This is a genomic window from Desulfovibrionales bacterium, assembly GCA_028715605.1.
GTDB lineage: Bacteria > Desulfobacterota > QYQD01 > QYQD01 > QYQD01 > QYQD01.
The window spans coordinates 1-23,739 of record JAQURM010000007.1 but is presented as its reverse complement, the minus strand read 5'-3'; the positions used below and the strand labels follow the sequence as shown (position 1 = coordinate 23,739).

Genomic DNA, 23,739 nt, shown 5'->3' with positions numbered 1-23,739 from the left:
CTGCCATGCAACTCTATGCCCTGACCATCCACGCCCTAAGCGAATTATTACTCAAAAAGGAAGTTACCTCGGTTGAGATAACCGAGTCTGTACTGGCACGCATAAAAGAGGTTGAACCTAAGGTTCACGCCTATATCACACTTACACCGGAAGCGGCTATGGAACAGGCCAGAGAAGCCGACCGCATCCTGCAAAATGGCAAGGGCGGCCCGCTGACCGGCATCCCCATCTCTATAAAGGATGTTATCTGTACGGAAGGCGTACGCACCACCTGTGGTTCATATATCTTGAAGGATTTTATCCCCATCTATGACGCTACGGTAATCAGAAGACTAAAGGAGGCCGGGGCCGTACTGCTCGGCAAGGTAAATATGGATGAGTTTGCCATGGGTTCGTCCACAGAAAACTCGGCCTTCCACATAACCGGAAACCCCTGGCGACTTGACTACATACCGGGCGGGTCAAGCGGAGGCTCGGCAGCCGCCGTGGCGGCAGACGAGTGCATCGCCTCCCTTGGGTCCGACACCGGCGGCTCCATCCGGCAGCCGGCGGCGCATTGTGGTGTGGTGGGATTAAAGCCCACCTACGGTACGGTATCGCGTTACGGGCTGGTCGCCTTTGCCTCGTCGTTAGACCAGATAGGGCCGCTCACCAAGGATGTCACTGACTGCGCCCTGCTTCTAAATGCCGTACATGGTCATGACCCCCTGGATTCAACCTCGGCCCCCCGGCCGCAAGTGGACTATACAAAGGCGCTGGTTAAAGGAGTCAAAGGGATTAAGATCGGCATCCCCAAAGAATACTTCGGCCCCGGCTTATCCCCTGATGTTGAAAAATCTGTGCGCACTGCTATAGAGGCACTTTCCGGCCTGGGTGCAGAGATCGTAGAGATATCTCTTCCCCACACCGAATACGCAGTGGCTATCTACTATATAATTGCCCCGGCTGAGGCCAGCTCCAACCTGGCCCGCTACGATGGTGTAAAATACGGCTTTCGCGACGCTGAGGCCAAAGAACTTCTGGAGATGTATGAGAAGACCCGGTCAGGAGGTTTTGGAGCCGAGGTAAAACGTCGCATCATGCTCGGCACCTATGCCCTCTCCTCCGGTTACTACGATGCCTATTATAAGAAGGCCTCCCAGGTGCGCACCCTGATCGCGGAAGACTTCAAAAAGGGCTTTGACCGGTGCGACGTCATATTAACGCCGGTTGCGCCTACGCCACCCTTTAAAATCGGAGAAAAGGTAAACGATCCCTTCCAGATGTATCTATCTGATATTTTCACTGTACCGGCCAACCTGGCCGGGTTGCCCGCCATCTCTGTGCCGTGCGGATTCAGTGCGGAAGGACTGCCGGTTGGGATCCAATTGCTTGGTAATCACTTTGCGGAGGAAAAGATATTGCAGGTGGCCTACAATTTTGAATCAGAGACAGACTTCCATACAAAAAAGCCGACTCTTTTATCTTGAGATATCGATCCTGTCATTCCTATATCTTGATGAACTCGTAAAAAGTCAGTGGACGGCACAGTAAAAAGCTAAAGAGTAGCTGAAGGCTAAAAGCTTAAAGGAGTAGGCATTGCAATTCTCCCCTTCACCTTTGAGCTTACATAGATGCAGCAAATGGACTTTTTACGAGACCGTCATATCTTCTTATTATTTATTCTCTGCCGGAGGATGCTGGAAGGCTTAAATGTGACTACCCGCCGGGGGGATAGCATTAATTCCGCACCGGTCTGAGGGTTTCTGCCCCGTCTTTCCTTTTTATTCTTGACGTTAAATTTACCAAAACCGCTGATGAGCACGCTCTCATTATCAGCCAGGGAGGTCTTAATTATTTCTAATAAGGCTTCCATGGCCAGTACGGCTTCAGCCTTGCGAAGCTTGTTTTTTTCATAAATATGATTGACAAGATCAGCCTTAGTCAGGGTCATAGAACTAACCTCCGGGGGTAAATCTATTACTTTGTCAAAAATCAGACATGACGGCCATCCTTGTAACCTTTACCGGGCAAAGCTTCCCCGGCCCATAAACAGCGCCGCAGGGCCCAGTTCCTCTTCGATGCGTAAGAGCTGGTTATATTTAGCCACACGTTCCGAACGCGAAGGGGCGCCGGTCTTGATCTGTCCCGTATTTAAAGCCACGGACAGATCGGCAATAACCGCATCTTCGGTCTCACCTGAACGGTGAGAAATAACGGAACGATACCCGGCCCGATCTGCCATTTGAATGGCTTCTATAGTCTCGGTCAGGGTGCCGATCTGATTCAGTTTAATCAATATGGCGTTTGCCACGCCCTCCTGTATCCCCTTAGACAGGATGCCGGTGTTGGTGACGAATATATCATCACCTACCAGTTGTATCTTGCCGCCTAACTGGCCGGTAAGTTTCTTCCATCCCTTCCAGTCATCTTCAGACAAACCGTCCTCTATGGAAATAATCGGGTATTTTTTCAGCCAGTCTGCATAAAAACCGACCATCTCGTCTGTATTTTTATTCGGCTTTTTCTCAGCGAGCAGCGTATATGTGCCCTTATCGTAAAACTCACTGGCAGCGGGATCCAGGGCAATATATATGTCCTTCCCCGGCTTGTAACCGGCCTTCTCGATCCCTTGCAGGATAACCTCCATGGCCTCCTCATTCGACCTTAAGTTTGGGGCAAACCCGCCTTCGTCACCCACGGACGTCTGATGCCCCTTGCCCTTCAGGACCCCCTTCAGGGCGTGAAAGGTCTCCACGCCCATGCGCATGGCCTCACTAAACGAAGAGGCCCCGCAGGGTACGATCATGAACTCCTGGATATCCACGTTATTATCCGCATGAGCGCCGCCATTCAAAATATTCATCATGGGCACCGGCAGTACGCGGGCGGCAACACCGCCAAGATAGCGATAGAGCGGAATCCCTGATTCTTCTGCCGTAGCCTTGGCTACCGCTAAAGATACGGCCAGAATGGCATTGGCGCCCAGCTTACCTTTATTATTTGTCCCGTCCAGGGCTATCATGTTCTTATCGATAAGCGCCTGCTCGGAAGACTCAAAACCTATCAACACCGGAGCAATTTTCTCATTGACGTTCTTGACCGCCCTGGAAACGCCTTTACCCATATACTGGGTTTTAATCTTATCGCGGAGTTCCACGGCCTCTTTTTTGCCGGTCGAGGCGCCGGACGGGACGGCGGCCCGCCCCATATAGCCGGATTCCAAATAAACGTCAACCTCTACAGTCGGGTTACCCCGGGAATCAAAAATCTGTCTGCCAATTATATTAATGATTTCGCTCACTTATCCTCCATGGTAAAATAAAAATGAGCAGCCGTTCAGAAAATCTGGGCTAAACATAGCAAAACACAGATACCCTGTCAATACATATATTTAACGATCCAATTGGGCACGGGGGATGCTGTATTCTCCAAAGGAAGGGCAGTCTTGTGATGGACCTAACAATAAAGTCTTTTATCAGGCAGGTGATAGAACTGGCGAATTTTCTCCATTGGCCATCCTTTCCTTAAGAAACAGGAAAGCGCCTCATCGAGAACGATATTCTTTGATATGGTTTGTGAAAGGGGATGTCCCTGTTCACAAACGAACCGGTAAAGATGTCTATTTTTCCTGCTTAATCTTTTCTCGAAAGTATGCAGATTTAACCGCTTACCCATGGCTGGAGAGTTTCTGACACTGGAATAGAGTTTTTCATCACCCAGATGTTCAAATAATAAGACATTTTCGTAAAAAGACCCGTGCTTGGGATGGACAGCGATACAGAAATCATCAATATCCGCACTCCTGGCATAAAAATACACGAGCTTGACTAATGCCAGGAAGATAAACATCCCCTTGCCGCTCAAATCCTCGTGGACTGCCAGGCCGGAAAGCTCTGCCGCTTTTCTTCCATGATATCTCAGGAAGTCCATCTCAATGTTGTAGATTTCATCCATGGGCAGTCCTAATGGTGAGTCCGGGATAATAGTAAGGGTCATTATTACTAAGTCATCCTTCTTGGCGATAAACGTCCGGGTGTCAGGGAGTAAATTATAAATCCCTATTCTCATTTCAGAATGGTGCGGTTTAACATATCCTCGTGCTACATAGGCCTTGTAGATAAGATTATATGACTGCTCCAATTCATCCAGAGTATCAACTACCTTGAATTCTATATCCTCGGCGCTAACCGGGGATTTTGCCGGGACATCATCGTCTAAGATATCTAATGTTATCATAATACAGCCTCACCTATAATTTTTAATATAACTATTATAAATATAGCAAAAAATATATAAGGTGTGAATTTATTTTAACACTTTTTGTTCCAGCAAGAAGATTTATGCCCGGGCAGAGCACTATCTCGTTTTCATCCGGAACCCCAAAAATTCCGGATGAGCTATCAGCACTCAGCTAGCAGCGCTCAGCTTAATGTGTTGTTTGTCTTAGATTTTTGCTGATAGCTAATCGCTGATCGCTGAAAGCGTGAAGCCGGAAACAGTAGTTTCCGGATGAGCACTATCTCGCAGAAAAATAGCCGGGTGGAAGTACCTGGGTGAAGTCGTAGTCAGGATAGCATTTCCGGATGTAGGCCAGTTTGTCGTCGTCAATTTCCACAAAGAGATCGGTCTGTTCTACAAAAAAATACCGTATATCCTCCAGGGACATCCTGAGACCGCCAGTGGGATAGGACTTCCCCCATTCTGATTCATCGCCATTATTGGCCGTGAAGAAAAAGGTATAAAGATCACAGTCAAAATCCTCCATATTATAGACATCCGCAAATCGTGCATGCGCTGTGCGCAGATCCATACGCTCCAAAATGGCCGGCGCATCCTTTACTGACGGGAAATATCTCAACTCTCCGATCGGCTCAAACAAAAGTATATCCTCATAGAAACGGGCATGCTTAGGATTTACGGCGATACAGATGTCGTCGGTCTGCACATACTGAGCGTAGGCGTAAACCACCTTGAAAAGAAGCATGAATATATTACTGCACTTAAATTCCTTTGCGGTGACCAGAGAAGAACCCTCGGATACCAGGCGGCCTTTATTCCTTAACATATCCAGCTCGTTTTTATATATTGCATCGGATGGCAGTCCCAGGGGAGAATCGATAATAAGGGTGGCGGTGGCAACCGCCCTCCCCTCGGATCTGGCAGTAAATACCCGGGTCGAGGGTAATATGTTTTGGATCTTCAGCCTCATTGTCGAAGGATCCGGATCCATGTAACCCAGTTCTACATATCTATCATGTGCCAGAGAAAAGGCCTCGATCCATTCTTCCCGTGAAGTGGCGGTCTTAATCCGGTAATCAAGGGATTGTCCTACTTCGGTAAGCCGGGACCGCCTCAGTCTTATGGCCCTGCGACTCTCCGGGAGATATTTTTTCTCTCTCAGAAGTTCTGCGTTTCTTATCAGCATCTGGCTTAACTTCTTTTGTTTAGTTTTTTTCGTTAACGTTCTTATCGGCCCTATTCCAATTTTGATAAAAACTTCCCATAAGGATACGGAACTCCCACAATCAACTTTTTTATTAAAATTGCCGATTGAAAAAGCAGAGATTATCTATTACGATCTTATTATTCTGATCGGAGGCAGAAAAAGGCCTATGTGTATTAAAAATATATGGTGTAAAAAGCTATTAACTTCGTTTCTCGCATTAGTCCCTGTTTTATTAATATTAACGAATACATTCGCGGAGCAACAGCCCTCCGCAGAATCCATCGCGCAAAGAATTTACGACCGGGATACCAGCCGCGACTCCCATGCCATCGTACTTATGAAGCTTATTGAAAAAGATGGCCAGAGCCGTGTCAGAGAAATGGAGATATGGCGAAGGGATTTTGGGGAGTTTAAAAAGACCCTGATCCGTTTTAACAGCCCGGCTGAGATAAGAGGAACGGGTTTCCTGACCTGGGAAAATAAGAGCCGGGACGATGACCAGTACCTGTTTTTACCGGAACTAAGGAGGAGTAGAAGGATTGTCTCAAGCCAGAAGGATCAAAAATTTGTCAACTCAGATTTTACCTATGAAGACATGCAAAGGAGAAGGGTCGAAAAGGATGTCCATCACCTTTTGGGATCGAAAATTCTAAGTGGTTTCAACTGCTGGGTGTTGGAAAGTACCCCAAAACCCTCTGCCGAGTCTCAATACGAAAAGTTTGTAGCCCTTGTGACCATGGATAGCTATGTGCCTATTCAAATTGACTATTACAAGCATGGCCGGGTAGTGAAACGCTATACGGTGTTCAATCTCCAGAAGATAAGTGGTATATGGACGGATATGGTGGCCGAGATGGCCGACCTCCGTAACCAGCACAGGACAGTGCTTGAAGTCCAGAAAATTTCATATAACGTCAATGTTGACCCAAATGTCTTTACCGTACGCAATCTGGAAAAATATTAAGAAGGGCAGGGCCTTATTCCTGCTTTTTGCCCTGGCTGCATTCCTGCCATGCACTGCCTCTGCCCAGCCTTTCTCCCTGATCCGCGACTCCAAAGTCAGCGGCAACATCTGGGTTCGCGGGACAGAAGACCTGCGGCACGACGAACCTTACGAAGACACACGCACCCTTAGAAACAAGTTATTCCTGGAAGGAAAGGCCCAAATTGAGGAGCATATCAGGATGGTTGCCTCGGTGATGTCAGATTACCTCTGGTTTCGCAACGACGGCTCAAGAGATGACTTCAGCACTGAGATGTTTGAGGGTTATGTAGAATTCTCGGAGCAGAAGTGGGATATAACACTCGGCAACCAGATTGTGCGCTGGGGCAAGGCAGACGAAATAAGTCCGGTGGACAATCTCAATCCGCAGGACCTGCGGGAGAGTATCACGTTAAGGCTGGAAGACAGAAAACTACCCGTATTTATGCTGCGGGCGCGTTATTTCTTGTCCGAAGGCGCCATAGAGGGTATATATAAACCACACTTCCGCAGCGCCAAAACCGATTTCTTTGGCTCAGACTGGGCCACCCTCAAGCACCTCAAAACCCAGGTAAGGCACTCCACGACATTATCACAGGCGCTTAAAGACTACCTGACCGGCCTGGAGATAAGGGAAAAGGAATACTCCACCGGCCTGGAGAACAGCGAGGCCGGACTGCGGTTTACCGGAACAGTGGGCAACCTCGACTATGGAATCAGCTATCTTTACACAAGAAATTCCTTCCCCTTTATTGAAAGTTTTCCCATTAAAAACATTAATGTCAGCAACCCTTCGGCAGAGGCGCTTTTGGGCCAATTGGCACAGGCCCAATTGCTTGACGAGGACATCATCGTAACCTATGAGAGAAATCAGGTTATCGGGGCCGAAGTCGAGACCACCATGGGCCTCTTCGGCATCCGGGGCGAGGCGGCCTATATGACCGACCAGGTATTTTTAAAAAATGACCTCACCTCTACCAGCAAGCATATACTGCACTACGTCCTTGGTATCGACAGGACCTTTACCAACGACTGGTATGCAAATTTCCAATTATACCAGAGAAAGATATTCAGCTATGACGACAGAATCCTTTTCGACCATGAGTTTGAATCCGGCCTTTTCCTTCGCATAAACAAAACCCTCTTCCACGACAAACTGCGCCTCAATCTTGATTCACTTTACAACGTTACCGACAACGGCTTCTATCTAAATCCAGAGGTTGAACTGCGTTATGTGGATAATCTATCTATCTTCGCGGGCCTGAATATTTTTGACGGAAAAGCCGATACATTTTTAGGAAACTACGACAGAAATGATCAGGGTTATCTTGCCGTCAGGTTCTCATTTTAACCCTGAAAGCCTTCGGACATTTTAGCAGTAAGCGATTCTTATGGAGAAAATAGCCCGGCTCATATTACGAAAACGCTGGCTGCTTCTGGCAACCCTCTGCATCCTTACGCTCTTCTTCGCATCCATGATCCCCAGGACGAAGATGGAACATTCTGTAGAGTCTTTTGTCCTCAAAAACGATCCCGATCTCGTCTTCTTTGAAGAATTTAAGAGGCATTTCGGCACAGACGAATTCTTTGTCCTGGCCTTCAGGGATGAAAATATCTTCACCAATGAAATGCTGGCGAAGATCAAAGCGCTTACAGAAAAGCTGGAAACCATAGAAGAGGTGCGGGATGTAATCAGTCTGACCGACGCCACGGACATCCGGGGCGAACAGGATAACTTTTATGTCCGGTCCCTGGTAGAAAAATTGCCGCTTTCCCCGGATGAACTAAACGCCCTCAGGGAAAAGGCCCTCCTCAACCCTCTTTATGTCAACAGGTTGATCTCCAGAGACGGCCGTACTACAGCCATTATCGTGAAAACCTTTGATCGCCCGGACGATGACCTCTATCGAACCCGTCTGCTCGAAAAGGCGGATGCCGTCATCAACGACGTCTTCCCCCGGAACCACCCCAAAATCTACAAGGCCGGCTGGACGGTAACCGATAACACCTTAAGCCGGTATATGATGGGCGATCTCAAGACCTTTGTCCCCATCGTCTTACTCCTGATCGCCTCTGCCCTTTATTTGATCTTTAGAAGCCTCTGGATCATGTCCATTGCCACGGTAAATATCATAATCTGCCTTATATGGACCATGGGGTCGTTTCCGCTGGTCAACGCCACCATAAATAATATAACCACCATGACTGCCCCGCTCATCATGACCATCGGCATTGCAGTGGCTATTCACATAATCGATCAGTATCGGGAAGACCTCCCCCGGCTGCCCGATAAAGACTCCGCCCTTATATCTTCCATAAGGCTGGCCATTCTTCCCTGTTTCCTGGCGAGCTTTACCACGGTTGATGGCTTCATCTCGCTGAGCGCCAATGATATCCCGCCCATACGGGACTTCGGCTATGTGTCTTCACTGGGCATATCCTTTTCCTTTTTAGTATCCATAATCTTCATTCCCATTATGCTCTACCTCCTGCGCCATCGCCCCATAAATTTTAAGCCTCACGAAAATACCTCACAGACGAAGATCATCCGCTTTTTTTACACACTTGTGAACAATCATGAAAAAAAGATAATCATTCTTACCCTCTTTATAATAGCGCTCTCAGTCTGGGGCGTATCCCGCATAAAAGTAGAGACGAACCTTTTGGAATACTTCAAAAAGGGCAGCGAGGTCTATCAGGCCACAGATTTTGTCGAGAAAAATTTGGGTGGTGTAACTACCATCGAGATCTCGGTCAAAACAAAGGAGATGGACGGCATACTTGAACCATCGGCGCTAAAAAAGATAGACTCTGTGGAAGAATTTCTACGCGGGCAGGAAAAGATTGACAGCGTCATTTCTGTGGCAGATTATATTAAAGATATGAATCAATCCTTCCATAACGAAGACCCGGCTCACTACAGGCTGCCGGCCGGCAAAAATCTGGCTGCCCAGTATATGCTACTTTACGGCGCCGGGGATATCCGGGATTACATTGATCCTGACTGCAAGACCGCCCGTATCTCTGCCCACTTCAGGGAACACAATTCAAGACACATCCGGGCCATGATAGACAAGACCGATGCATTTATCAAAACCTTGCAAGGACCTGATCTTGAAATTCGGGTAACCGGCAAATCCTTGCTTACTGCCAACCTGATCGAGGCCCTGGTAAACGGCCAGATATATAGCCTCTCTCTGGCCATCTTTCTTATCTTCGGCATAATCTTTGTCATTCTCCGGTCGTTTTCCCTCGGATTTATAAGCATTATACCCAATACTATCCCGCTTCTCATTAACCTCGGTGTAATGGGGTGGCTGGGCATCCCCCTCAATACCTCTACCGCCATGATCTCCACAGTGGCCATAGGTATAGCGGTTGACGATACCATTCACTTTCTGACCCGTTATAAGCACGAGAGAAGAATGGGCAAAGGCAACTTTCAGGCCATTGCCATAACCATGCAGTCTAAAGGATCAGCCGTAATTTCCACCTGCATGGTAATTGTGATGGGGTTTGGGATATTGGTATTATCTAACTTTATCCCTACCATTCAATTTGGGTGCCTGACAGCGTTTACTATGTTAGTCGCGCTCATGGTAGAGCTGACTACGCTGCCTATCTTACTGAAAATTGTGAATCCAAGAGTTAACTAACTCTTGACATTGGTAAATTAACGGATATATTTTACTGTAAAATAGTAAATTAGGGGGTTATCATTTACCATGAAGATAAGTTCCAAAAGGCAGGTAGCTATACCCAAAAGGATCTTGGAGACACTAAGGCTAAAGCCAGGCGATGAAATCGAATTTGTAATAGAAGGAAATACAGCCAAGATAGTACCCATCAAAACCATTAGAGTACCAAGAGATCAGGCCTGGTTCTGGACGCCGGAGTGGCAAGAAAAGGAAAAAGAAGCGGACGAGGATATAAGGAAAGAACGTTATCAGGAGTTTGAAAATGTGGAAGATCTCTTGAAGGATATTCACGGTGAAAATTAGGCGTACAGAATCCTTACTGAAAGATTACAGAGGCCTTTCACCGGAAATTCAAAAACACGTTGATAAACAGATCACCCTCCTGGTCAAAAATCCCAGATATCCCTCACTTAAGATGAAAAAACTCAAGGGCGCTGACAAGTTCGAGGTAAGAATAACTAGGGGCTATCGGATGACCTTACGATACGACGGTGAAATCCTTGAGTTACGAAGAGTTGGTACGCATGACCTTTTAAGAAAAGAAGGGTAGCTACTTACCGCCTGATATGAAAGATAATTCTACAATACCCTGGTCATACGATGAGGCTTTTTGCCGAAACATAGGGCTCATATCTCCTGAAGAACAGCAAAAGATTAAGAAGGCCCGGATAGCCATTGCCGGAGTCGGCGGCGTAGGCGGCCACTACCTGCTCACATTAGCCCGCACCGGATTCGAACGCTTCAATATCGCTGACTTTGACCATTTTGAAGTAGCCAATTTCAACCGGCAGGTGGGAGCCACCATAGAAAACGTCGGCATGCATAAGGCCGAAGCCATGAAGAAGATGGCCCTGGCTATAAACCCACAAGCCGATATAAAAATTTTTGACCAGGGTATAAGCAAGGATAATATCGCCGAATTCCTGAAAGATGTAGATATCGCATTAGATGGCGTAGATTTCTTCAACATAGAGACTCGACGGATGCTCTTTCGGGAAGCCAGAGCACGCGGCATCTATGCCATTACCTCAGGGCCAATGGGGTTCAGCGCCACTCTGCATGTCTTCGCCCCCCAAGGCATGGGTTTCGATGGATATTTTGATCTTAATGATAATCTGCCAGAAATCGATAAGCTCATAGCCTTTGGCCTTGGTCTGGCGCCCAAGGCCACACATCTTAAATACATTGAGTCATCATCGATAGATCTTACCAAACAAACCGGGCCTTCCTTGGGGCTGGCCTGCCAGCTCTGCAGCGCCTTGGTGGCCGCGGAAGTCATAAATATGATCCTGAAAAGAAGAAAAATAAGGGCCGTCCCGTACTATTTTCAATTCGACCCCTACCTTCAAGTTTATAAACAGGGTTATCTACGCTGGGGAAATCGAAATCCTATTCAGCGGTTGAAAAGGTGGTATGTAAAGAAGTATTTTCTAAAATCAGGCGGTTAGGTTTTGGACGCAGATAACTGCAGATTTTACTTATTAAAATTCGAATTTCGAATTTACTGTGCTGCGGGTATCAGCGAAAATCAGCGTCCAGAATAAAATGATTCCAAAAGATACAATTCTTAAAATCGTTGAGGCCGGGACCTGGGCGCCTTCGGGCGACAACTGCCAGCCATGGCGTTTTACATGGGATGGACAAAAACTCCTTCTCCTTAACGTGCCAGAAGGGGATACATCCCTTTATAATTCAAGGCAGAGGGCCTCTCTCATCGCCCACGGCGCTGTCCTGGAAAACATGGACATCGCCGCCCGCTCCTATGGTTATTCCATGTGCCCTACCCTCTTCCCTGTAAGCCAAAACGCATCTTCGAAAGAAGAGCAAAGCTCACTTATAGCTGCCATTGAGTTTCAGGAATGCCCAAGGGAAGATGATACGCTATTACCGTTTATTACCAAACGCGTCACCAACCGCAATCCGTATAAAAAACGAAAAACTATCGACAAAGAAGTCATTGCCGCCCTTATGTCCCTCCCCGAAGAAACAGGGATCGGGGAGCTATATTTAACCGGCGATAATCTCCCCTCACCCCTCACCCCTGAAATCCCCCCTAGCCCCCCTTTGCAAAAGGGGGGATGTGGGGCTTTATATGCCCCCCTTGATAAAGAGGGAACCCCGCTATCTCCCCCTTTTCCGCACTCAGGCGGATTCGCCGAGGCGAAGAAAAAGGGGGATACAGGGGGATTTTCAGAACAAATAAAATTCCTGGCTAAGGCAGTAGCCATCCACGACCGGATGCTATTTGAGAACGAAAATCTGCATCATTTCGTCTTCGAACACATCAGATGGTCAGAGAAAGAAGGCTTGCAAGCAAAAGACGGCATGCCCATAAAGACCATGGGGCTGAATCCCTTCCAGGCGATGGCCTTCAGACTACTCGGCAACTGGGCGTTGGTTTCTTCTCTGAATATCTTCGGCTTAAGCCATATGCTCCCGTTCCAAAGCTACAAACTCTGCCTTGGTTCCTCGGCCATGGGCCTGATCCAGATGCCCGGCGCCACACCTGAAGACTTTGTCCTGGGCGGAAGGCTCTTGCAACGGGTCTGGCTCACCGCCACCAAACACGGTCTGGCTTTTCATCCTATGACCGGCATTACGTTTCTCATCCAGCGCCTCTATCTCGACAGAGAACTGGGTTTTTCAGAAACCCACAAGAGGTTGCTTGAAAAGGCGTGGGATTACTTACAGAGTGTTTTTCCTGTAAATAGATCAAAAGGGATAATAATGCTCTTTAGATTGGGCTATGCCTCGCCACCACCTGCACAGGCTCCCCGGAGGACTGTCAAGCAAGTCCTTGATATTGACAAAAATGATTATATAAATTATCATATTAATAGTCATGAAACGAATCTATAAGTCAGCATTTATAAAATTTGTCAAAAAACAAAGGCGTCCCTTACAGTTAGCAATTGAAGACGAGACAGATGTGGTTCTTGAAAATCCGGAAGTCGGCGAGGTCAAGCCAGGTGATCTGGCTGGTTTCAGGATCCATAAGTTTAAGTTTCAAAAGCAGGAGTATCTGTTAGCCTACCGAATGGAAACAGATACTTTGACCTTCTTTATGGCAGGGACCCATGAAAATTTTTATCAGAAGTTAAAAAGGTATATAAAAGAGGCAGGAATATGAGCATCGCGGAAAAAATTTACAAACAGATTGTTGAAATGCCAATTAAAGAGCGAGAAAAGCTTTTTGCCGCCATCGCCAGACAGGGATTTGAAAAAGAAACTTATTCTCATGAGGAGGTCTTTGGAGAACTCAGACAAAGGCCCTTTATTATATCAGAGACTGCTGAATACCTTGGCGTTTCAGTGATTACCCTGAGGCGTTGGGTCAAGCAAGGCAAGATCAAAGCTGAAAAGATTGGCAAAAATCTAGTCTTTGAGGTGGATGAGCTAAAAAGAGTGAAAAGTGCTTCCCCTCGCCGGGAAGTGCCCAGGCTCAAAAAGAAATTTGTCGCCTAAGGCTAACGTGTTATCCCCCCTCAAAAAGCAAAGGGCGAGGAATATCCCCGCCCTTTGCTTTTTACTCCTGTATCCTGACTTCTGTCTTCTGTATTCTGCCTTCTAATCTTACTTCTTCTTCCCCAACTTCCTCCGGGCAGCCCCAGCCAAACCGATCAAGCCGGTGCCGAAGAGAAGCATGGTACACGGCTCAGGGACTGCATACCTGGCCGAGCCGTCAACCTGCAGATTCAGATCATAAAGATCACCGCCTACAGTTTGACCCGTGTAACCTGTCCAGTTGCTGGGCAATACGACATCAGGAATGCCGTCACCGTTTATGTCCGCATCACTATTGGAATCCGTGAGGGCCGCCAAGAAAGGAAACGTGGAAAAATCCACACCGTCTTCCGTGAACATAACACCGGGAAGCACCCATCCACTCACAAAATCAACATCGATATTCCCATCGAGCGTAGGGAAATTAAAATTTCCCCCCCCAGACATAAGGCCAAACGATGCTATCTGTGTGCCGTCCTTGTAGCCCGATATCGTGCCTCCGCCTATACCTGGCTGCGCAAACGTCGCCGAATTAGTGTCCAGATAGAAATCAAGCGTCGCAGTGTTAAACACATATTGCGCATTACCTGCGACAACAGCCGTATGCACTCCCGTCATTGTAGCTACACCTGTCAGCTCAAAATCACCGCCACCTATAAAACTCCCGTCGCTGTACTTTATGATCGTACCCGTAGCGTCATTTTGGAGTCCTGAGGTTCCGACCTTAAAAGCCACCACATCCGTAAAAGGATCGCCTCCGTCTAAACCATTTAGATCGGTATCCGTGATGTTTACATGACTGAGACCCGTGTAGGTCATATAGTCAATAGCCTTAACAGTCTTCCCCCCCACCTGTAAACTCCAGTCGTCCAGTATTACAAGCGCCGCTGAGGCCTGAGCCACGTTTAAGGCGAATACGCCCAGTAGACACAATGCTAAAACAAACCATTTTTTCATCTTCTTCACCTCCTTCCCTTTAAAATTTAAACTTTTAAAAAATCTTTTTCCCATTTCTTCACCCCCTATTAGGATTGTTAGAATCGTTAGACGTTCGAACGATTCTAACATATTAAACAAATCGAACATGTTACCAAAGGCCGTAGTGAGCCATCATTCATATTGCCCACTTGCATTAATTTACAAGCAACCTCCATGCCAACCAGCACAACATGATTGAACAAAATAGTATCAGTAATGGTATCCAAGAGTTAGAGTATTCGCAGAACATTGAGCACGAACCGATTCAGAGTGAAAAGTGGAAGTGAATTTCCACTCAGAGGAAATCTATTTCCACTATGGGTGGTAAAACTTTTCATATCCAAAATCTTTTCACCGCAGAGCGCAGAGAAATTTTAGCTTACATCATTTTATTTGCATTTTAATAGCAATATGCTAACATATTGACTAATCTCACGTAGGAGGACAGTGCCATGCCCACTTTATATATCCGGGATATATCCGCCAGCGCCTATCGGAAGCTTAAACTCCGGGCCCGGCGTCACCGCCGCGCTCTCACGCAAGAGGCTGCTACTATTCTTGAAAAAGCGCTCGAAGAACCGGAGAAGGAAACCGATATCTGGGCTGAAATGGACGCCATAAAAGAGAGCATTTACACCCGCCTTGGTTCGCTCGGAGATAGCGCCCCTCTCATCCGCGAGGATCGTGAGATTGGATTGAAGAATTTAAGGTTTAATAGGTTCGACTCGAAAGGACCTACTAGGTTAATCCCTACCTGCTAATCGCTATTAATCCCTATTTTTTACACTTTTTCCTAGCTACACAGCCCAAGCTAATCAAGCCGGTCCCTACCAGAAGCATGGTGGCCGGTTCGGGGACACCACTGCCGCCGTCATGGGAAAACGGACTAAATATACAGTGGGTTTTATGGTTGGCCTGGATATAATGGTCGTATGCCACTATATCGACCCACGTATATCCATCCGCTGAAATATGGAACTTTTTCGTCTCGCCCTCTGCAAGGTCACCCCATTCATCACCGGGGATATAATTCTGGACCGTCTCGCCCGTACCAAAATCCCCGATAAGATATTCATAATACGAAGTTGGAAACACACCGTGGGGAGGCAATTCAGCGCCATCACCCATGATTGGTATCCCGTCCGGACAAAAATAAATATAGGGATCAGCGCTATAATCGGCTGTTCCATCCAGCGTTTCAAAAAAATCCGGCTCTTTCACAACATTCCCATCATCGTCGATCAACTGTCCTTTAAGCCAGGTAACATCAATCGTGCCGTTTTCATTAACAGGAACTGCGGCGGCAAACTTTATATCATAAATATTCAGGTTTGCCCCAACGACCCAAAGGTCGTAGTCATAAGAGTAGATAATCCATGTCTCCGTTACCGGGTCGTATGTAGCGCCGGGTATGTATATCTGGAGATTGGGCACGGCCTGAACAGGGGTGGCCAGACCCAGGATCAGTAAGGCTATTGCTATGGATGTGGTGATTGAACGAATATTCATTTCTGCCCTCGTACATTACCTTAAGCAATATCTGTACCATTGATGGATTAATCGGTTTTAATCTAAAAATAATTTGACATATAAGATAGTTATCTTATACGGGAAAATTGATAGTAGGATAAGAAAGAGAAAAGGAATGTCATCTGAATGGAAAAATACTTCCACTATGTGTGTAAAGTTTTTCACATCGAAATTCTCCTGCTCACCGCAAAGAACGCAAAGAAAAAAATCTATCCTTTAAATAAGTCAAAACGAAAACTTCTGTCTCTGGTAATGACGGAGGCAGGTCTTAAGGTTGGTGGCCAGGCCCTTTTTGCTGTTTACTATAAAAAGGTTGTGGTTTATGTGAAAAAGTTCTTCCTTGAGCCGCACTACCGGCCTCTGTTTTCTGCCTTCCACCCCGTAAAGGCGGCTTATTTCCTCCTCAAAAAGCGGGACTATTTTATCTTTCATACGAAGCTCGGTATCCACCAGAAAGAAAGCCAGATGCGGTGACAAGTCCTCCAGGCGTTGATAAAAGGCCCGGACATCCGCGGCCTCCACGCCCTTCGGCGGCGAGGATTTTACTTCTCCATAGGCCAGGCGGTTATCCAGACAGGCAATAACATCATAATCCCCACCATGGGGGGTCTCTCTGAACTTTACACCGTAGATAGCCGGGGCCTCAAATTCCCGGATGAATACCTGGGCGACAAACCATTCGAGGGTGGGGCCTATACTTGATACCGATTTTATGTCCAGGGCATAGCCGCCTCGATCCAGCCTGGCAACGAGTCCTATCTCCTCAAGAAAACGGAGGTAGTTGGCAGCGGTGTGTGGTGAACAATACCGGGTCAGGTCTTTTAAGGTAAAGCGCTGCTGATGCGTTATGAGATCACGCAAAAAAAGCCGGAAGGAGTAACGCCCCATCAGGCGATAAAAATGTCCCTCTACCCTGGCATCCGCCTCAAGGGATAATAATAAGCCTCTATCCGGATTATACTGGATCAGGTTAAACCCTTTTTGCCGGAGGATAGAGACCACGGTCACATCCTGGCGGACCAGACGATGCTCCAGGTGGAGGATTTTATCTTTTAGGCGGGCAATCTCTTTCTTCAGCCGCTCGATTTCTTTTTCCATACCCTCAGCTTTCAACTATCAGCCTTCAGCTTTCAGCCTAAACAACCAAAGGCTATGCAACGGCAGTTAAATACATGAACATGCATAGCGAGCGCATTCCCCGCTGCTTGCCGTCCAGGTCCGACCCTGGCGGGCAGCGGGGTTAGCGAGCGAATACGATGCATTTTGCCTTGCATACGGAGATCCCCCGTCCGCCTCAGGTCCGCCTGCGGCGGACGGGGAGCTTCAATTCGCAAAATCCCCCTGTATCCCCCTTTTCCAAAGGGGGAAGCGTTTCTCTTCCCTTTGGAAAAGGGAGGTTGGGAGGGATTTAAGAATACTCTTTCAAACAGCTAAACTGATACAAAAGGCTAAATATCTCACGGCTAACTTGCTGACTGAAGATCCGCCCATGGCGTGATCTGCGGCTACCCGCTAATCGCTAAACACTACCCGCTATACTAAACCGCCTTTACATAAATATCATGTACGATCTCCGGATCGACCGCCACCGTAGTCTCACCTACCTGTATAATAGGGGAAGGCTTCTTCTGCCGCATCTTGATTATACTTCCCGGCGCCACACCCAGGGCGCTCAACTTATCCAGCCTGGCCGGAAAGTTGGTAGAGATGAAGACAATACGCCCTTCTGCGCCCGGATCGAGGTCGTTAAGGGGCATAACCAGAGGCCTTACACTCTTTTCAGGGGCGGTGCAGCATTTTCCCGGTGGAATAGGTTTGCCGTGCGGACAGACTGGAGGATGGCCGAGGAAAGTACAGACACTATCTGTGACCTCAGGGCTCAAAATATGCTCCAATTTACAGGCCTCTTTCTCTGCCTCCTCCTCCGAAAGTTCAAAGATCTCCATAAGCAGCCGCTCGGTCAGACGGTGCCTCCGTATAATCTCCCGGGCCTTTTCCTCTCCTTTTTCCTTGAGATAGACCTTGTCCCCTTCCCTGGCAAAGAGTCCTTCCTGCTCCATGTAGGAGAGAATATTCCTGGCCTCAGGATCCGATGCCTCGCGCTGGAGATCAGCCACGTCTGAGACCCCATTTTCGCGCAGGTTCCAGATAAATTCCAGCAGTTCATCGATGGCCCGGTCACGGGTTTCTGCCTCCCTGTGACAAAACGGCCCCCGGATATGACAATGTGGTTTTCTCTTCCCCCAGTTAAATTGCATAGGTACCTCCACGTCTAACTTCGCCACAGAGCACACAGAGGTCACAGAGTTAACTTATAAAAATAAATCTTCTCTTGTATCTCTCTGTTATCTCTGCGGGTAATAGATTATATTTTAAAACCAGTGATTTTCAAAATTAAATTCAGCAGCCCCCCCACAGTAAAGGCCACAGCCAGGATAAAGCCGCTGATGGCCGCGCCAATTTTCCAGCCCCTTTCTTTGACAATAACCAGGAAATTCGCCAGACACGGGACGAACAAGGTCATGGTTACCAATGCCACCAGGATCTGCTCGGCGCTCAGCGCATGTGCCCGCGCCAGGGCCAGAAGACCGGCCGCACCATAGTCACGACGCAAAAAACCGATGAGAAAGGCCTGGGTGGTCTCTACCGGAAGTCCCAGTACGCCTTTAATAAGCGGTGAGGCGCCCTTTTCGATATTTATCAATATCCCGGTCTTATCCATTATAAAAAGTATGAATGTGCTCAGGGCAAAGAGGGGTACGGCCTCTTTAAGGTACCACTCTATGCGGGACAGGGTCTTAATGAGGATATTCCCGATCCTGGGAAGGCGGATGGGCGGGAGTTCCAGGACAAAATCGGAAGCTTCGCCCGGCAGATAGCGTGCCGCCAAGTAGCCGACCACCGCCAGGACAAGACCTACGACCCCGGCCCAGAGCACAACCATCATGGGAGAAAATCCGGAGAGCATGCCGAAAATAACGGCCATCTGCGCCGAACAGGGGACGCCCAAGGCCAGGAGCAGGGTGACGATAATCCTGTCACGCTTGCTTTCCAGGATGCGGGTGGTAAGCGTAGCCATAGTGGCGCACCCCAGCCCCAGAATCATAGGCAGAATGGCCTTACCATTAAGACCGATTAACCGGAATATCTTATTACTCATAACCGCCAGCCGGGGCAGATAGCCGGAATCCTCCATCAGGCCGAAGGCTATGAAAAAAAAGGTAATAATGGGCAGGATCAGGGCAAAGGCATAGGTCATGGCCATGGTCAGAAGACCGTACTGGCCGACCAGCAGGTCCCTCAGCCAGGCCACCGGCACCAGTCGCCCGGTCCATCTTATGAAAAACGGGTTGATATACTCTCCAAAGACCGTCTCTTCCATAAAGTCAACGGCCACGCCGGCGCCAAAAACGCCGATTACCTGATATAGTAAATAAACCGCGCCTATCAGAATAACCACGCCCCAAAACGGATGTACGGATAGTTCGCCAATGCGGGTGGAGAGCCGCTTTCGTTTGATAGGCTTAATCATGGTCACCCGGCGCACAATTTCATCCACCTTTTCCAGGCGGACCTGGTTAATCAGATAGCTTATGGGCTGATCGAATCCGGCCTGGCATGATCTTCGGATCGCCTCGATCTCGTTGATTCTGGATTCCGGCAGGCGCGCATGCAACCATCGTTTAAGGCTTTTATCCCCGGAAAGGAGCATGATTGCAATGGAACGAGGGCTTATATTCTCTTCCGGCAGGAACTCCGCTATCTGAGAGATGGCCTCTTCCAGGGCCGGATGGTAACTTATGTTCAATGTGGCCTCTCTCAGATCAACAAGCTCTTCTGTTATCTTTTCCAGATTCTTTTTCTGCGTGGCTACGGTGGAAATGACCTTGGCGCCGGTCAGCGAATAAAGCTCCTGATAATTTATTTTGATGCCGCGTTCGCGGGCCTCATCCTCCATATTAAGCACAAGAAGAAAAGGCAACCCCATTTCAGACAATTGGCTGGATATAAGGAGGCTACGCCTAAGGTTCTTGGCATCAGCCACCTGGACGATTAAGGCATCCTTCTCATTAAGTAAAATATTGCGCGTAACTATCTCATCTTCAGAGGTGGGCAGCAGGCTGTTTACGCCCGGAGTATCCAGCACAGTGATATTTTTACCCCTCCATTTGGTCGTGCCATGTGAAACCTCTACGGTCGTCCCCGGATAGTTTGAAACCACGACGTATTTACCGGTCAGGTAGTTGAAGACCACGCTTTTACCCACGTTCGGGTTGCCGACCAGTATGATTTTTTTTGTTGACTTCCGGTTAAAATCCTTACTCTCCATGCCCCTATTTTTTCCCCGCTTTCTCATCTGAAAATCCCCCTGTATCCCCCTTTTTCAAAGGGGGAATGTGATGGTGCCCCCCTTTACTAAAGGAGGGTGAGGGGGGATTTTTCTCTTTTTTCAAGCAATCCGCACATTCACCGTATATCTCTAATCTGTGATCTTTAATAGCGAAATGGCGGCGCACCGCTATCTCCTCCTGTATCTTTTCGATGCGATTATCCTTGAATTCAAGTATCTTCCCGCAGGAGAGACATATCAGATGGTCATGATGCTCTCCCTGATCAACATTTTCATAACGGGTCTGTCCATCGGCAAACTTCCTCTCCACCGCCATCCCGCACTCTGTCAGCAGTTTTAGGGTTCGATAGACGGTGGTATAACCTATCCGGGAATTGAAGCGGGACGCATGCCGGTAAAGTTCATCTAAGTTTACATGGCCCTTCATACTGAAAAAAATCCGGGCTATCTCATCCCGCTGACGTGAAGACTTGAGCTTCTTCTGGGCGATATATCCCCTAAGGATACTCTGCTTTTTATAAACAGCTTTCGTGAAAAAGTCCTCCCCTGCTTTTTAGACATTATGAAAATGAATTTCATTTTCATAATCTATTTAATACATCCTTCGGGTCTTGTCAAGGAAAATAAGTGTTTTTACCGCTCGAAGATACGCCGAAGGCGTAAGAGGTCGCCGAGAACGCCGAGATAACATATTAAACAGTTTAAAGTTTTTCTCTGCGGGCTCTGCGTGCTCAGCGGTGAAAAGGCTTTCTTACAAATTGATTAATATTGGGTGTTGACTTTTATGCGCAGTTGGCTTAGCTATAAGGGCTAATTTTACCTTAAATCTCAGACTTGAACCAGGATAAGAAATGCCCTGTAAGACATGCGGCGGACATCTCTCCATCGTCAGGACTTGAAGGGACGTAACCCTGCGCTGCAAGGTTTGCGGCCGTAAATACACAATTAAAGAACTGCTTGGCGAACTGGATGAAGATTTACTGGAGCGGATCGCCATGATCCGTTGTGACCGGGTCTGATTCCATGAACAGCCCGAAGACCAAAAACAACCTGCCGGTAATCCCTTCCAATATGGACGGAGATTTGCACCACATGGAAAACCTGCATGGCGCTGATCTGGTACTCTTTGTGGCCGGGAATCAGTTTATGGTCATGCCGGAACTCCTGGCCGCCTTTCAGCAACAATCCCCGGAGATAAAAACGATATTTTATGAGACCCTGCCGCCCGGTATGGAACTAAAACAGATACTGGCGGGCGGGGCTATATTCCAGGATAGAGTAATCGATGTTATACCCGACATCTATGCCTCCGTCAATGAAAGCGCTATGCATGTTTTAGAAGAGGCAGACCTTATTGAAAAAGAAAAATATTTTCTCTACTTGCACAACCGGATAGTGCTTATGGTTCCCGAAGGTAACCCGGCCCGAATTGCCTCTGTCCATGACCTGGGCAGAGATGAGGTCAGGATCTCCCAGCCTAACCCGGAGACCGAGGATATTGCCTTGCATATCATCGGAATGTACCGGGAGACAGGCGGCGAGACCTTAGTTAAAAGGATTATGGAGGAAAAAAGGGCGGAAGGCACCGCCATCTTCACGATTGTCCATCACCGGGAAACCCCCTTACGCCTGAAAAAGCGGACGGTTGATGTGGGGCCGGTATGGGCAACCGAATATATAAATGCACGCCGGGAAGGCTTAATGTTCGAGTGTATTGAGCCAGGCCAAGACATGGATCAGCGAGATAAAATAGATTACTTTATAACTGTGCTAAAAAACGCCCCTAATCCTTCAAATGCCGCAAAATTTCTCGACTTTATAAAATCAGACCTCGTCCGGAATATCTACAATAAATATGGCTTTGTCCCTCACTTCGTATAGTTTTAGCAAACACTGTCTAAAAAAAAGAGGGTTGTTTTATACCAAGTTACGTTCAAATCCCCCTTAATCCCCCTTTTTCAAAGGGGGAGATTTTATCAGGTAATCCTCCACACTATTCCCGGAAGAACTCAATATTTTCTGTAAGTTGGACGGAGGATTAGGAGGCTTGTTTTATCTCTTCAATTATACGACGGGCAGCTTCTATAGGGTCTTTGGCGGTCCGGATAGGTCTTCCCACTACTATATAATCGGCGCCATTAAGGATAGCCTCCCGGGGAGTGACAATCCTTCTCTGGTCATCATCGGATGTAACACTCCAGGCCGGCCGTATGCCGGGAGTAACGATGAGAAAATCCCTTCCTAACCGTTCTCTTATAGCCTTGATTTCCTGACCGGAAGATATGACGCCGCTGCATCCTGCTTCTCCGGCTGACACGGCCCTCTGCACCACAAGGCGGGAAACATCATCGATAAACTCCCCGGCCAAACCCTGGACAGTGAGATCATCTCTTCCTATACTGGTCAGAAGGGTAACCCCAAGCACCTTTGTCCCGGCGCCGGTAGCTATGGATATGGCCCCGGCCAGACGTCTGCCCGCATCACAGTGAATAGTCACAAAGTCAACACCGTATCCGGAGATAACGGATAAGGCCCTTTTTACCGTCTCCGGTATGTCGTGGAGCTTCAGGTCGAGAAAAATTCCGGCCTCTGTCTCTTCTTTGATCTTCTTCAGGATAGAAGGACCTTCCGCGATAAACAACTCCAGCCCGATCTTAAATACACCAACTGTACCGGCAAGAAGACGTACGTATGTCGAAGCTTCTTTCCAGGAAGGGAAATCCAGGGGAAATATGAGTCTGTCTTTATCTCTCATATCCCTTCTTCAAATACAGGAGAAATTCTCTATTGCCCTTGGCGCCCAGAATGGGCGACTCAATAAGACCTATAGAGATCAGACCGTTGTCTCCCGCAAATTTCTGTATTTTTTCAGCCGCCTGCGTCTGAAGCGCCGGGTCGCGGACTATACCCCCCTTCCCCACCTGTCCTTTTCCAACCTCAAACTGAGGTTTGACCAGCGCTACTATCTCCGCCTGCTCTTTAAGCAGGGTAACGACTACCGGGATAACCTTCGACAGAGAGATAAAAGATACGTCTATGACCGCTATGTCCGCCTTTTCGCCTATGTCTTCCGGCCCCAAGTAACGAATATTTTTTCGCTCCAGAGATATGACGCGCGCATCCTGTCTAAGCTTCCAGTCGAGCTGCCCATATCCCACGTCTATGGCATAGACCCGCCGAGCCCCATGTTTTAGGAGGCAGTCCGTAAAACCGCCCGTCGAGGCCCCGACGTCAATAGCCACCTTGCCCTGGACGTCTATACCAAAGG

Annotated in this window: 24 protein-coding genes; 12 read left to right on the top strand and 12 right to left on the bottom strand. The window is 47.9% G+C overall.

All coding sequences use genetic code 11. The features are described from left to right. Nucleotides 1–5: 5 nt before the first annotated feature. Entirely contained in the window at nt 6–1,469 is a 1,464-nt protein-coding gene (gatA, locus tag PHT49_08260; GenBank protein ID MDD5451868.1) for an Asp-tRNA(Asn)/Glu-tRNA(Gln) amidotransferase subunit GatA, read from the top strand. A gap of 173 nt (nt 1,470–1,642) precedes the next feature. Here gatA and PHT49_08255 read toward each other — a convergent pair whose 3' ends face one another. The 4 genes from PHT49_08255 to PHT49_08240 all read right to left on the bottom strand — a co-directional run bounded on the left by PHT49_08255 (nt 1,643) and on the right by PHT49_08240 (nt 5,407). After that, complete coding sequence (locus tag PHT49_08255) at nt 1,643–1,933, bottom strand: integration host factor subunit alpha (GenBank protein ID MDD5451867.1); 291 nt, start codon at nt 1,931–1,933, stop codon at nt 1,643–1,645. A gap of 69 nt (nt 1,934–2,002) precedes the next feature. Further along, nucleotides 2,003–3,283 (bottom strand): phosphopyruvate hydratase, encoded by a 1,281-nt coding sequence (gene eno, locus PHT49_08250; GenBank protein MDD5451866.1) that lies wholly within the window; start codon nt 3,281–3,283, stop codon nt 2,003–2,005. A gap of 155 nt (nt 3,284–3,438) precedes the next feature. Then, nucleotides 3,439–4,218, bottom strand: a complete 780-nt coding sequence (locus PHT49_08245; GenBank protein ID MDD5451865.1) for a hypothetical protein — start codon at nt 4,216–4,218, stop codon at nt 3,439–3,441. 280 nt (nt 4,219–4,498) lie between these two features. Beyond that, the gene (locus tag PHT49_08240) at nt 4,499–5,407 is read right to left on the bottom strand and encodes a hypothetical protein (GenBank protein ID MDD5451864.1); all 909 of its coding nucleotides are present in this window, start codon (nt 5,405–5,407) and stop codon (nt 4,499–4,501) included. Between the two features lie 118 nt (nt 5,408–5,525). Between PHT49_08240 and PHT49_08235 the strand changes: the two genes are divergently transcribed. From PHT49_08235 to PHT49_08195, 9 genes are all read left to right on the top strand, one after another. Beyond that, the gene (locus PHT49_08235) at nt 5,526–6,392 is read left to right on the top strand and encodes an outer membrane lipoprotein-sorting protein (GenBank protein MDD5451863.1); all 867 of its coding nucleotides are present in this window, start codon (nt 5,526–5,528) and stop codon (nt 6,390–6,392) included. Beyond that, nucleotides 6,358–7,761 carry a hypothetical protein gene (locus tag PHT49_08230; GenBank protein MDD5451862.1) on the top strand — a complete coding sequence of 468 codons (1,404 nt, stop codon included), beginning with the start codon at nt 6,358–6,360 and terminating at the stop codon, nt 7,759–7,761. Before PHT49_08235 ends, PHT49_08230 begins: the two co-directional genes overlap by 35 nt. A gap of 40 nt (nt 7,762–7,801) precedes the next feature. Then, on the top strand, nt 7,802–10,066 hold the full coding sequence (locus PHT49_08225; protein ID MDD5451861.1) for an efflux RND transporter permease subunit: 2,265 nt from the start codon (nt 7,802–7,804) through the stop codon (nt 10,064–10,066). A 69-nt stretch (nt 10,067–10,135) separates the two neighbouring features. Next, nucleotides 10,136–10,411, top strand: coding sequence for an AbrB/MazE/SpoVT family DNA-binding domain-containing protein (locus tag PHT49_08220; GenBank protein ID MDD5451860.1), 276 nt, complete (start codon nt 10,136–10,138; stop codon nt 10,409–10,411). Beyond that, nucleotides 10,401–10,658, top strand: coding sequence for a hypothetical protein (locus PHT49_08215; protein ID MDD5451859.1), 258 nt, complete (start codon nt 10,401–10,403; stop codon nt 10,656–10,658). The genes PHT49_08220 and PHT49_08215 overlap by 11 nt, the downstream gene beginning before the upstream one ends. A 16-nt stretch (nt 10,659–10,674) precedes the next feature. After that, nucleotides 10,675–11,556: a ThiF family adenylyltransferase gene (locus PHT49_08210; protein ID MDD5451858.1), complete on the top strand. Its 882-nt coding sequence runs from the start codon at nt 10,675–10,677 to the stop codon at nt 11,554–11,556. A gap of 97 nt (nt 11,557–11,653) precedes the next feature. Continuing rightward, a complete protein-coding gene (locus tag PHT49_08205; GenBank protein ID MDD5451857.1) occupies nt 11,654–12,967 on the top strand; it encodes a nitroreductase family protein in 1,314 nt (437 codons plus the stop codon). Beyond that, nucleotides 12,951–13,238: a type II toxin-antitoxin system RelE/ParE family toxin gene (locus tag PHT49_08200; protein MDD5451856.1), complete on the top strand. Its 288-nt coding sequence runs from the start codon at nt 12,951–12,953 to the stop codon at nt 13,236–13,238. Before PHT49_08205 ends, PHT49_08200 begins: the two co-directional genes overlap by 17 nt. Beyond that, nucleotides 13,235–13,573 carry a helix-turn-helix domain-containing protein gene (locus PHT49_08195; protein MDD5451855.1) on the top strand — a complete coding sequence of 113 codons (339 nt, stop codon included), beginning with the start codon at nt 13,235–13,237 and terminating at the stop codon, nt 13,571–13,573. The genes PHT49_08200 and PHT49_08195 overlap by 4 nt, the downstream gene beginning before the upstream one ends. Before the next feature lie 108 nt (nt 13,574–13,681). On the opposite strand, the gene PHT49_08190 is transcribed toward PHT49_08195, so the two are convergent. Then, on the bottom strand, nt 13,682–14,569 hold the full coding sequence (locus tag PHT49_08190) for a PEP-CTERM sorting domain-containing protein (protein ID MDD5451854.1): 888 nt from the start codon (nt 14,567–14,569) through the stop codon (nt 13,682–13,684). A 473-nt stretch (nt 14,570–15,042) separates the two neighbouring features. Between PHT49_08190 and PHT49_08185 the strand changes: the two genes are divergently transcribed. After that, nucleotides 15,043–15,351, top strand: a complete 309-nt coding sequence (locus PHT49_08185; protein MDD5451853.1) for a hypothetical protein — start codon at nt 15,043–15,045, stop codon at nt 15,349–15,351. Between the two features lie 13 nt (nt 15,352–15,364). On the opposite strand, the gene PHT49_08180 is transcribed toward PHT49_08185, so the two are convergent. The 5 genes from PHT49_08180 to PHT49_08160 all read right to left on the bottom strand — a co-directional run bounded on the left by PHT49_08180 (nt 15,365) and on the right by PHT49_08160 (nt 20,961). Continuing rightward, nucleotides 15,365–16,099: a choice-of-anchor N protein gene (locus PHT49_08180; GenBank protein MDD5451852.1), complete on the bottom strand. Its 735-nt coding sequence runs from the start codon at nt 16,097–16,099 to the stop codon at nt 15,365–15,367. A gap of 246 nt (nt 16,100–16,345) precedes the next feature. Further along, nucleotides 16,346–17,218 (bottom strand): hypothetical protein, encoded by an 873-nt coding sequence (locus PHT49_08175; protein MDD5451851.1) that lies wholly within the window; start codon nt 17,216–17,218, stop codon nt 16,346–16,348. A 440-nt stretch (nt 17,219–17,658) separates the two neighbouring features. Next, nucleotides 17,659–18,378, bottom strand: a complete 720-nt coding sequence (locus tag PHT49_08170; GenBank protein MDD5451850.1) for a metal-dependent transcriptional regulator — start codon at nt 18,376–18,378, stop codon at nt 17,659–17,661. Nucleotides 18,379–18,485: 107 nt separating this feature from the next. Then, a complete protein-coding gene (feoB, locus tag PHT49_08165; GenBank protein MDD5451849.1) occupies nt 18,486–20,477 on the bottom strand; it encodes a ferrous iron transport protein B in 1,992 nt (663 codons plus the stop codon). Continuing rightward, on the bottom strand, nt 20,455–20,961 hold the full coding sequence (locus tag PHT49_08160) for a transcriptional repressor (GenBank protein ID MDD5451848.1): 507 nt from the start codon (nt 20,959–20,961) through the stop codon (nt 20,455–20,457). The genes feoB and PHT49_08160 overlap by 23 nt, the downstream gene beginning before the upstream one ends. A 515-nt stretch (nt 20,962–21,476) precedes the next feature. Here PHT49_08160 and PHT49_08155 point away from each other — a divergent pair. Continuing rightward, nucleotides 21,477–22,352, top strand: coding sequence for a substrate-binding domain-containing protein (locus tag PHT49_08155; protein ID MDD5451847.1), 876 nt, complete (start codon nt 21,477–21,479; stop codon nt 22,350–22,352). A 157-nt stretch (nt 22,353–22,509) separates the two neighbouring features. Here PHT49_08155 and pyrF read toward each other — a convergent pair whose 3' ends face one another. Both pyrF and PHT49_08145 read right to left on the bottom strand, forming a co-directional pair. After that, nucleotides 22,510–23,226, bottom strand: coding sequence for an orotidine-5'-phosphate decarboxylase (gene pyrF / locus PHT49_08150; GenBank protein MDD5451846.1), 717 nt, complete (start codon nt 23,224–23,226; stop codon nt 22,510–22,512). Then, the coding region (locus PHT49_08145; protein ID MDD5451845.1) for a TlyA family RNA methyltransferase at nt 23,216–23,739 on the bottom strand (524 nt) is incomplete at its 5' end. The genes PHT49_08145 and pyrF, both read right to left, overlap by 11 nt.

What these genes read in the sequence shown, in the direction of transcription:
- PHT49_08225 (MDD5451861.1), top strand. Translation starts at nt 7,802, where the DNA reads ATGGAGAAAATAGCCCGGCTCATATTACGAAAACGCTGGCTGCTTCTG.
- PHT49_08205 (MDD5451857.1), top strand. Translation starts at nt 11,654, where the DNA reads ATGATTCCAAAAGATACAATTCTTAAAATCGTTGAGGCCGGGACCTGG.
- pyrF (MDD5451846.1), bottom strand. Translation starts at nt 23,226, where the DNA reads ATGAGAGATAAAGACAGACTCATATTTCCCCTGGATTTCCCTTCCTGG.
- PHT49_08190 (MDD5451854.1), bottom strand. Translation starts at nt 14,569, where the DNA reads ATGAAAAAATGGTTTGTTTTAGCATTGTGTCTACTGGGCGTATTCGCC.
- PHT49_08255 (MDD5451867.1), bottom strand. Translation starts at nt 1,933, where the DNA reads ATGACCCTGACTAAGGCTGATCTTGTCAATCATATTTATGAAAAAAAC.
- PHT49_08230 (MDD5451862.1), top strand. Translation starts at nt 6,358, where the DNA reads ATGTCTTTACCGTACGCAATCTGGAAAAATATTAAGAAGGGCAGGGCC.
- PHT49_08240 (MDD5451864.1), bottom strand. Translation starts at nt 5,407, where the DNA reads ATGCTGATAAGAAACGCAGAACTTCTGAGAGAGAAAAAATATCTCCCG.
- feoB (MDD5451849.1), bottom strand. Translation starts at nt 20,477, where the DNA reads ATGAGAAAGCGGGGAAAAAATAGGGGCATGGAGAGTAAGGATTTTAAC.
- PHT49_08185 (MDD5451853.1), top strand. Translation starts at nt 15,043, where the DNA reads ATGCCCACTTTATATATCCGGGATATATCCGCCAGCGCCTATCGGAAG.
- PHT49_08210 (MDD5451858.1), top strand. Translation starts at nt 10,675, where the DNA reads ATGAAAGATAATTCTACAATACCCTGGTCATACGATGAGGCTTTTTGC.
- gatA (MDD5451868.1), top strand. Translation starts at nt 6, where the DNA reads ATGCAACTCTATGCCCTGACCATCCACGCCCTAAGCGAATTATTACTC.
- PHT49_08200 (MDD5451856.1), top strand. Translation starts at nt 12,951, where the DNA reads ATGAAACGAATCTATAAGTCAGCATTTATAAAATTTGTCAAAAAACAA.
- PHT49_08245 (MDD5451865.1), bottom strand. Translation starts at nt 4,218, where the DNA reads ATGATAACATTAGATATCTTAGACGATGATGTCCCGGCAAAATCCCCG.
- PHT49_08220 (MDD5451860.1), top strand. Translation starts at nt 10,136, where the DNA reads ATGAAGATAAGTTCCAAAAGGCAGGTAGCTATACCCAAAAGGATCTTG.
- PHT49_08195 (MDD5451855.1), top strand. Translation starts at nt 13,235, where the DNA reads ATGAGCATCGCGGAAAAAATTTACAAACAGATTGTTGAAATGCCAATT.
- PHT49_08175 (MDD5451851.1), bottom strand. Translation starts at nt 17,218, where the DNA reads ATGGAAAAAGAAATCGAGCGGCTGAAGAAAGAGATTGCCCGCCTAAAA.
- PHT49_08170 (MDD5451850.1), bottom strand. Translation starts at nt 18,378, where the DNA reads ATGCAATTTAACTGGGGGAAGAGAAAACCACATTGTCATATCCGGGGG.
- PHT49_08180 (MDD5451852.1), bottom strand. Translation starts at nt 16,099, where the DNA reads ATGAATATTCGTTCAATCACCACATCCATAGCAATAGCCTTACTGATC.